This window comes from Frankia canadensis, assembly GCF_900197875.1.
GTDB lineage: Bacteria > Actinomycetota > Actinomycetes > Frankiales > Frankiaceae > Frankia > Frankia canadensis.
Genome location: NZ_FZMO01000481.1, coordinates 1 through 909, shown reverse-complemented (window position 1 = coordinate 909; position 909 = coordinate 1). Strand labels below are relative to the sequence as shown.

The 909-nt window shown below is 73.4% G+C and carries 1 protein-coding gene; it reads right to left on the bottom strand.

Going from position 1 to position 909, the window contains the following annotated elements; genetic code table 11:
- Positions 1 to 909, bottom strand: a 909-nt coding sequence (locus C1A33_RS26595; RefSeq protein WP_279354703.1) for a BTAD domain-containing putative transcriptional regulator, incomplete at both ends; no start/stop codon positions are given.

Genomic DNA, 909 nt, shown 5'->3' with positions numbered 1-909 from the left:
GGTGTAGAGGGATTCGGTGTAGGGGTGGTGGGTGAGGGCGTGGTCGAGGACGGCGGCGGCGTCGGTGGGGTGGGTGTCGGCGAGGAGGTCGGCGAGGTCGGCGGCGGCGTCGATGAGGCGGTGTTCGAGGTGGGTGGCGTGGGCGGTGGCCCATTCGCAGCCGTCGAGGAGCCGTCCGGTGTAGAGGCCGGTGGCGGTGCGCAGCGCCGCGACGCGGCTGTCGTCGTCGGTGGCGCGGTCGGCGGCGGCGAGGGCCTTTTCGATGTCCCATAGGTCGCAGCTGAGGGTGCTGGCGAGCTGGTAGCCGCCGCGGTCGGAGAGCAGGATCTGGCCGGCTCCGGCGCGGCGGAATGCTTCGCGCAGGCGGCGGATGGCCTGGTAGATCTGGTCGCGTGCCCGGTCGGGGTCGGCGTCGGGGAGTAGGGCGCTGATGAGGGTTGTGGTGGTGGCGCCGGTGCGGTGTAGGGCGAGGTAGCCGGCGATTTCCAGGCTGAGCCGGCCCTGGTAGACGGTCTGGTCGGCGCGGCGCAGGTGCGGTCGGTCCAGCAGGATCAGCCGGATCTCGGTGGGGCCAGGCTGAGTCCGGGTGTCCTCGCCGCCGGGAGCCTCAGGGTCGGTCGGGGTCGGCAGGGGCCCGTCGCGGTCCTGCGCGGGGATGCCGGCAGGTGGGAGCGTCGCGGTCTCGGCCGGGAGCGGGGAGGGTGACGTCGTGCCGTCTGGTGCGGCCGACGTCTGGTCGGTGGCGCCCGCGCGGTTCAGGTTCTCCTCGGTCCTGTCGGCCGGGTCCGTGGGATCGGCGCCATCCACGAGGGTGATCTGTTCGGCCGGCTGCTCCCCGATGGGTAGCTCGGTGACGGTCGCGGGACTCGGTGTCGTGGACAGGGTGGTGTCGGCGGGTGGGGGGTCGGT